The sequence below is a fragment of the Fictibacillus sp. UD genome, from assembly GCF_043558025.1.
Lineage (GTDB): Bacteria > Bacillota > Bacilli > Bacillales > Fictibacillaceae > Fictibacillus.
On the sequence record NZ_JARUHH010000021.1, the window covers coordinates 46,874 to 54,655 of the forward strand.

7 protein-coding genes and 2 tRNA genes are annotated in these 7,782 nt (G+C 41.8%); all 9 read right to left on the minus strand.

Annotation, left to right across the window (positions count from 1 at the left end; translation table 11 throughout):
• Positions 1–266: 266 nt before the first annotated feature.
• On the minus strand, positions 267–1,283 hold the full coding sequence (gene tsaD, locus P8610_RS19240; protein WP_394605822.1) for a tRNA (adenosine(37)-N6)-threonylcarbamoyltransferase complex transferase subunit TsaD: 1,017 nt from the start codon (positions 1,281–1,283) through the stop codon (positions 267–269).
• Positions 1,280–1,729, minus strand: a complete 450-nt coding sequence (rimI, locus tag P8610_RS19245; RefSeq protein WP_394605823.1) for a ribosomal protein S18-alanine N-acetyltransferase — start codon at positions 1,727–1,729, stop codon at positions 1,280–1,282. The genes tsaD and rimI overlap by 4 nt, the downstream gene beginning before the upstream one ends.
• A gap of 9 nt (positions 1,730–1,738) precedes the next feature.
• A complete protein-coding gene (gene tsaB / locus P8610_RS19250) occupies positions 1,739–2,434 on the minus strand; it encodes a tRNA (adenosine(37)-N6)-threonylcarbamoyltransferase complex dimerization subunit type 1 TsaB (RefSeq protein WP_394605824.1) in 696 nt (231 codons plus the stop codon).
• Entirely contained in the window at positions 2,434–2,886 is a 453-nt protein-coding gene (gene tsaE, locus P8610_RS19255) for a tRNA (adenosine(37)-N6)-threonylcarbamoyltransferase complex ATPase subunit type 1 TsaE (protein ID WP_394605825.1), read from the minus strand. The genes tsaB and tsaE overlap by 1 nt, the downstream gene beginning before the upstream one ends.
• Before the next feature lie 9 nt (positions 2,887–2,895).
• Positions 2,896–3,894, minus strand: a complete 999-nt coding sequence (thiL, locus tag P8610_RS19260) for a thiamine-phosphate kinase (protein WP_394605826.1) — start codon at positions 3,892–3,894, stop codon at positions 2,896–2,898.
• Between the two features lie 379 nt (positions 3,895–4,273).
• Positions 4,274–4,349 (minus strand) — tRNA-Asp (locus P8610_RS19265).
• A 44-nt stretch (positions 4,350–4,393) separates the two neighbouring features.
• Positions 4,394–4,470, minus strand: a tRNA-Met gene (locus tag P8610_RS19270).
• A 139-nt stretch (positions 4,471–4,609) separates the two neighbouring features.
• Positions 4,610–5,989 carry an amino acid permease gene (locus tag P8610_RS19275; RefSeq protein ID WP_394605827.1) on the minus strand — a complete coding sequence of 460 codons (1,380 nt, stop codon included), beginning with the start codon at positions 5,987–5,989 and terminating at the stop codon, positions 4,610–4,612.
• A 109-nt stretch (positions 5,990–6,098) separates the two neighbouring features.
• Positions 6,099–7,247, minus strand: coding sequence for a trans-sulfuration enzyme family protein (locus tag P8610_RS19280; RefSeq protein ID WP_394605828.1), 1,149 nt, complete (start codon positions 7,245–7,247; stop codon positions 6,099–6,101).
• Between the last annotated feature and the right edge of the window lie 535 nt (positions 7,248–7,782).

Here is a 7,782-nt window from a genome sequence, read left to right on the forward strand (position 1 = left end):
GCTTTATCATTTATCCACAGTTCGACTTGTGGATTTCATTTTTAAATTCAAGTTATCCACTTTATCCACACGAACATGTGTATACTTTATGTGAATTGTGTATAACATAAACCCTTTATTACAAATGTTTCAAAAGCTTTGTCCACATTATCCACAATCCTGTGCATAACTTTTCCACAAAAAATAAGGGATATTGTGTCGAATGAGGTCTACTTCGGTCGATAAATAAAAAAGCTCTTTCCCCATTAGGAAAAGAGCTTACCTTTTTATTGCGCTTCTAAATCAAGTCCTGGCACACCATTTAATGACATGTCTCCTCGCGTACCCTTTTGATACGCAACACTGCCCGCGGCAGCAATCATAGCCGCATTATCTGTGCATAAGTGCAGCGGTGGAATCACTAGGTCATACTGTGTTCCAGCAAACCGCTTCTCTAACGTTTGGCGAAGACCTTTGTTTGCAGCTACTCCACCAGCTAGCAATACTTGCTTCACGTTATATTGCTCTGCAGCACGGTACGTTTTTTCCACAAGCACTTCCACAACGCTCGCTTGAAAGCTTGCTGCTAAGTCTTCCGGTTTAATCACTTCACCGCGCTGCGCTGCATTGTGAACCGTGTTGATTACTGCAGACTTCAACCCGCTAAAGCTAAAATCAAGTGAATCCGGTTCTAGCCAAGCTCGAGGCAAGTCAATGTTCGGTTCCCCTTCTTGCGCCAGCTTATCGATATGAGGACCGCCTGGGTACGGCATGTTCAGCGTTCGCGCCACTTTGTCATACGCTTCCCCTGCTGCATCGTCCCTCGTTTCACCGATTACTTTAAACGTTCCGTGCTCCTCCATTAAAACAAGCTCGGTATGTCCGCCAGAAACGATTAGGGACAGCAATGGAAAAGTCATCTCTTTTACAAGTCGGTTTGCATAGATGTGTCCTGCAATATGATGTACAGGAACGAGCGGCAAGCCGTGTGCAAAGGCAAATGCTTTAGCAGCATTAACACCGATCAAAAGCGCGCCGACTAACCCAGGACCTTCTGTTACAGCGACTGCTGTTAAATCCGAAGGCTCAATTTCCGCTTGATTCAAGGCTTCTTCGATCACGATCGTAATTTGTTCCACATGATGGCGTGACGCCACCTCAGGAACGACACCGCCGAATCGTTTATGACTCTCTATTTGAGAGGCAACAACGTTTGCGAGCAGCTCTGTGCCGTTCTTTAGAATCGCAACCGCTGTTTCATCACAGCTTGTTTCTATCGCTAATATCAATTCATTTTTTATCATAATTCCACCCACATTACTAAAGCATCTTCACCATTATCGCTATAATAGTTTTTTCGAATACCGCCTGCTTCAAATCCAAGCTTTTTATATAAATTCTGCGCAACATGATTGCTTACGCGCGCTTCTAGCGTCATCGTTCGAGCACCCTGTGCTTTCGCAAGCTTAATGGCTTCTTTCATGAGCATTTCCCCAAGCCGTCTCCCTCTGTACGACGGCAGAATCGCAATATTCGTTACGTGTGCTTCGTCCATAACAAGCCAGATTCCACAATAACCGATCGGCTGAAAGGAATCTTCAATCACGAGGTAATAGGCAAATTGGTTCTCAACAATCTCTCTATAAAAAGCTTCTCTGGACCAAGGAACGGTAAACGATGCTTGCTCAATCCCTAAAATATCATCAATATCACTTACTTTTGCCAACCTGAATGTATAAGCCTCTCCCATCAGTTATCCCTACTTCCCCTGTGACTTCAGCCAGTTCACTTCTGCTTCAGCCAACTGAAGATAGCTTGGAGTAAACGAATGGATATCATCCGGATCTCTCAACATTCCGATACGGCCTAGTTCACTCGGCCGCGGATTATGATCCGATACAGTGCCAATTACAGCTTGATCTCCTAACACTTCTTTTATCGTGTCCTGATGCAGTGGAAGATCGTTTCCAACAAATAAAATTCTCTTATCTAATGTTTTCACCTTTTCCAGCCAATCACTTAATAAAATGATCCGGTCCTCCCAAAGATTTTGAAATTCTCCTGATTCATCTTGGCCGTAAAGCCCTGTAAATAATTGCGTACGGCGCGCATCAAATAGCGGCACCACAGACCCGTCAAAATATTTACCGCTTTGAGCTAAAACTTCTAAACTCGAGACACCTACAAGGTCTTTTTTCAGCGTCCAAGCGAGTGTCTTTGCGATTGTTACGCCGATTCGAACTCCTGTATAAGATCCTGGTCCTTTGGCAACCACGATTCGATCCAGATCAGCAGGTTTTACGCCTGTCTCTTTAAGCACTTCTTCAATTGCTGGCATGACTCGTATCGAATGATTCTTTTTTAAATTTGTAATATACTCACCGAGCACTTTTCCTTCATCCAATACAGAGATCCCCATCACAAGATTGGATGTATCTATTGCAAGAACTTTCATTACATAATCTCCTTAACACGTTCTTCGTATCTGTTGCCGATAGGTGTTACTTGTATCTCGCGCTCTTCATCGCCTTTATGCAAGATCACGAGCTCCAATCTTTCCTCTGGCAAATACTCTTCTATAAAAACTGCCCACTCAACCACACAGACTCCGTCACCTGAGAAATACTCTTCAAAGCCTAGATCTTCATCAGAGTCTTCTAAACGATACACGTCCATATGATATAACGGCAACCGGCCTTTGTATTCTTTAATGATAGTAAAAGTAGGAGAGTTCACTGTGCGCGTAATTCCGAGTCCTTTTGCGAGCCCTTTTGTGAAAGTCGTCTTACCTGCTCCAAGATCTCCAGCAAGAGTAAGCACATCTCCTTTTTGAAGAATAGAGCCCAGCTTTTCCGCAAAAGACATCGTTTCTTCCGCTGACTTCGTTTTGTAATGATATGTACTCATGCCTTCTCCTTACCTTTCCCTAAAATGATTAAAACCTTTTTTCTCGAGAAGTTCTGGCTCCTCATCCTTCTTATGCAGATAAACCGCTGTCTTATCAGCTTCTCCAACTTTCCCGATTTCATATAGGGGAAGGGAATGTTGTTGGAATGCTGCAGCCAGTTTCACAAAGTCTTCTTTAGAAGCCGTTCCAACTAGCACATAATCTTCTCCCCCATATAATTGGTGGGTAAGCCTATTGTTTTCTTGTAATTCAGCGAAAGTGGGACTTACAGGTAGCATGCCACTCTGGATATGTATCGTGACACCGCTTGATTCTGCAATTTCATTTAGTTCACTTGCAATTCCATCACTAACATCGTTCAGTGATACTCGAAAACCACTCTTAGCGAGAATTCTTCCTTGCTGAATATGAGGTGCAGGCATTTGATGCTGCTGAACCCACTGTTTCTCGTTATCTGTAAAAACGGAATGCCTTGTTTTCTCGAGTAATAAATTGAGCCCCGCAGCAGATTCACCTGTTGTACCTGTTAAAAATACGGAATCACCCGGCTTTGCATTGCTTCGAAAAAGATGTCTCCCTTTTTCTACTTTTCCAATAACCGTCACCGTTAATACTAGAGGGCCTTTTGTTGAAACGGTGTCTCCGCCAATGAGATCGATATGAAACGTCTTCGCAAGTTCGGCCATACCTTCATAGATTTCTTGCAGCTCTTTTTCGTTCCAGTCTGGAGATATAGCAATAGAGACTAAATAGAACTGAGGAATACCGCCCATCGCTGCAATATCACTTACGTTCACAGCAAGCGCTTTGAAACCCACTTGATAGGGTGATAACGTATTTCTTGTAAAATGGACATCTTCAACCATTGTATCGACACATACTACTTGGTCCATGTGTTCGCTCACAGAGAAAAGAGCAGCATCATCACCAATGCCTGCCACTAATTCTTTTTGAAAGAAGTGCTGAGGTGTGATGCTTTTAATCCAGTCAAATTCATCTTTAACCATGGATGAGCTCCTCTCTCTGGCCTTAACTTTAGTTTGTTCTCTAAATAGATAATTGCTGTTAGCTTTTTTCTAAAGGACTTCAATGAATAAGTTGATTGGAGTGCAAGGTGCGAGACTCCTGCGGGACAGGTAGGCAGGTGAGACACTTAAAAGTGAAACGTTAAGAATGTGGCTCACCGTCTGCCCCGCGGAAAGCGAAGCACCTGGAGCGGAAATCAACAGCCCTAAAGGACAACTGAGCATCAGCTTTCTAAAACAAATCAAATTATAAAAAAGCCTTAGGATCATAATAAAACTCCTAAGGTGACAGTAGTATATTTTTAGTTTAACTTACTTTTGGACATAAAAAAACACGAAACCTTGTTTCGTTTTTTGAAAGTGGCGGACCCGACCGGGGTCGAACCGGCGATCTCCTGCGTGACAGGCAGGCATGTTAACCACTACACCACGGGTCCAGCTTGTATGTAATTGATGTAGTTATAAGAGCATGAAATAAATTTGGTTGCGGGGACAGGATTTGAACCTGCGACCTTCGGGTTATGAGCCCGACGAGCTACCAGACTGCTCCACCCCGCGACGTTATAAAATGTTGTTTTTCTGGTTTTAGATAACAACTGTTTCGGACATTTATTAATATATCACGTTTATTAGTATGATGCAAGTGTTTTAAAAATATTAGGCACCGGAAATTTTATTTTTTTCCAGTGCCTGCTGTTTATGCTGCTTTATTGTTGTTTTCAGGGCGTTTGTTAAACCCTTTTGCATAATAGATAACTGTTAGTAATATTAACCAGAACGGCCCAACAATCAAAGCGATTCGTGTATCTGGGAAGTATGCCATGATTCCCACCACGAAAATAAGAATAGCTAGTGCGATATATGATCCATATGGGAAGAACGGCACTTTAAATTTCAATGCTTTCTTTTCCTCTGCACTTAAACCTTTACGGAACTTAAGCTGTGAGACGAGGATAATGGACCACGTCCAGATCGCTCCGAACGTTGAAATACTTGTCACCCAAACGAATACTTTTTCAGGAACTAAGTAATTCAGGATTACACCAATTAAAAGTGCTGCAGCAGAAACTAATACGGCTACAGACGGTACACCTGTTTTACTTACTTTATGAAGGCCTGGTGGTGCTTGTTTTTGTTCTGCTAGGTTGAACAGCATTCGACCTGTACTGAAAATTCCACTGTTACAGCTTGATAATGCTGCTGTTAGAACAACAAAGTTAATGATACCAGCAGCTTGCCCGATACCGATTTTTTCAAATGTAAGCACAAACGGACTTCCTTGCGTTCCGATCTGATCCCACGGATAAATGGACATGATAACAAATAATGCCCCAACGTAAAATAAAAGGATACGCCAGAAAACAGTGTTTACGGCTCTAGCAATCGATTTTTCAGGATTCTTTACCTCTCCTGCTGTTACACCTATCATCTCAATCCCTAAGAATGCAAACATAACCATCTGCATGGACATGAGGATTCCCTGCACTCCATTCGGAGCAAATCCGCCATTCTCCCAAAGGTTACTGATTCCTGTCGCAACGCCACCGTTACCAAAACCAAATAAAATCATGCCTAAACCTGTAACAATCATCAATACGATGGCAACGATCTTAATTAAAGCAAACCAGAACTCAAACTCTCCATATGCTTTAATCGCAAGAAGGTTAACGCTGGCCATGATGACCAATGCGGCTAACGCCCAAATCCATGTTGGCACATCTGGGTACCACATCTTCATATAAATACCTACAGCTGTTATTTCCGCCATACATGTTACGATCCATAAGAACCAATAATTCCAGCCAGTTAAATAACCAGCGAGTGGTCCAATATAGTTTTTTGCATATCGGCTAAAAGACCCTGCAACAGGCTGATGAATCGCCATCTCCCCTAGTGCTCGCATAATGATAAACATTACGGATCCACCGAGTGCATAAGCAAGTAAAATTGCTGGCCCCGCCATTTCAATCGCTGAAGCTGAACCTAAAAATAAGCCAACTCCAATAGCAGCTCCGAGTGACATAAGCGTAATATGTCTTTCCTCGAGCCCTCGATGTAATTCTTGTTTCGGCTTCATTTTTATGCCTCCCTTGATGTATATGATGAAGCGCTTTCACTCGGATATCATATCATAATTCGACAAAGTAGGACAATTCGTTTTTATTACAATTTAAAGCCCTAAAGTACTATACTTTTAGGGCTTTTTCAGCAGCGTTTTTGAATACCTTGCAAATATCATCAATGTTTTCAATTCCAACTGATATACGGATTACATTTTTGTTTATTCCAAGCTTCTCAGATGTCTCTGCTGGCAATGAACGGTGAGACGTCCCTAATGGATAGGATACAGTTGTTTCAACACCCGCTAGAGTTGGAACAATATGAACCCAATCCAAAGACTTAAAGAATGTATGCACATCACTTTGTTCGTCGAGTTCGATTGTAACAATGGATGAATTCCCGGTTTCGCTCACAAACTCAGGATAGTATACGGTTTTAATTCCTGCTGTTTCTTTTAGCTCACGTGCTAATTCGGTTGCGTTAGAGATATGACGCTCCATACGCACGCTTAACGTCTTTAATCCTCTTGAAGCCAGCCACGCATCAAACGGTCCAAGATTACAGCCAAGATGAATCATTTTTGCTTGTGCTTTTACAACGAGATCTTCCCTGCCGACAACAACTCCAGCTGTAACATCACTATGCCCATTCAGATATTTGGTTGCACTGTGAACAACTAAATCTACACCCTTCGTGAACGGCTGTAACACATAAGGCGTTGCAAAAGTGTTATCAATCATCGTTGTAAGATCATGTTCTTTAGCAATTGCAACAAGTGACTCTAGTTCTTCTACACGCAACAGAGGATTTGTTATGGATTCTGAATAGATCAGTTTTGTATTGGATTGAATATTTCTTTTTATTTCTTCGGTATCTTTAAAGGAAACGAATGTCGTCTCGATTCCAAAGCTCTTTAAATCATCAGAGAGAAGCTGATATGTTCCTCCATAGAGATCATCACATACTAAGATATGATCACCGCTTTGAACAACGGATAAGATGCCGACTAAAATGGCTGACATACCCGATGAAGTCACGACCCCCGCAGGAGCTTGTTCCAGCTGAGCTACGCCATTCGCAAAATCATTCTGGTTGGGATTGTTCATTCTTGTATATAAGTAATCGTTCTTTCCTCTAAAATAATCCTCTAAATCATCTAAGTCTGTAAAAGAAAAAGCCGATGTCTGGTAGATCGGATTGATTTTACTTACCGACTTTACACTGTTATGACCACTAGGATGTACACTGGAAGTATCAAAATGAACGTTTTTCATTATATATGGCCTCCCCATTGTTTTTAGTTTCTAGTGTAGCATAAATCTTTGTGGAAATAAGGTGTGGGGATTTGCTTGTACTCTAATTGTAATGGAGGAGTTTAGTTAATAGGAGTCCAGTTGGTAACGTGCTCGGTATTTAATAGCAATTGGTGTCGAAAATCGGATAATAATTTTTATACGTGAAATTATGACACTTATCCGTGAAAATATAGATGATTACTGTGAATAAAAATAGGATTACCGTGAAATTAAGTTTAGTTGGGTTGATGTGGAGAGGTTTTGAAGGCGAGATCAGGGGTGTTTTGGTTAGTTTTATGCTTGGTTGGTCGTTGTATGAGCTGATCTTGCTGCTTTTGGTTGTATTTTTGGAGCTTATGCTGAAGAATATAGCGTGCTGGAAGATGGTTGCGGCCATCTTCTTCCTTTTTTCTCTTTCTAGATCCCTCAATCTTTCATAACACAAAAAAAGAAGATGGATTTTCATCCATCTTCCTCATTTGCCTAGCGACGTCCTACTCTAACAGGGGGAGAC

Bases quoted from the DNA above. Each gene is read 5' to 3' on its own strand.
- tsaD (WP_394605822.1), bottom strand. From the start codon at position 1,283: ATGATAAAAAATGAATTGATATTAGCGATAGAAACAAGCTGTGATGAA.
- tsaB (WP_394605824.1), bottom strand. From the start codon at position 2,434: ATGAAAGTTCTTGCAATAGATACATCCAATCTTGTGATGGGGATCTCT.
- tsaE (WP_394605825.1), bottom strand. From the start codon at position 2,886: ATGAGTACATATCATTACAAAACGAAGTCAGCGGAAGAAACGATGTCT.
- P8610_RS19275 (WP_394605827.1), bottom strand. From the start codon at position 5,989: ATGAAGCCGAAACAAGAATTACATCGAGGGCTCGAGGAAAGACATATT.
- rimI (WP_394605823.1), bottom strand. From the start codon at position 1,729: ATGGGAGAGGCTTATACATTCAGGTTGGCAAAAGTAAGTGATATTGAT.
- thiL (WP_394605826.1), bottom strand. From the start codon at position 3,894: ATGGTTAAAGATGAATTTGACTGGATTAAAAGCATCACACCTCAGCAC.
- P8610_RS19280 (WP_394605828.1), bottom strand. From the start codon at position 7,247: ATGAAAAACGTTCATTTTGATACTTCCAGTGTACATCCTAGTGGTCAT.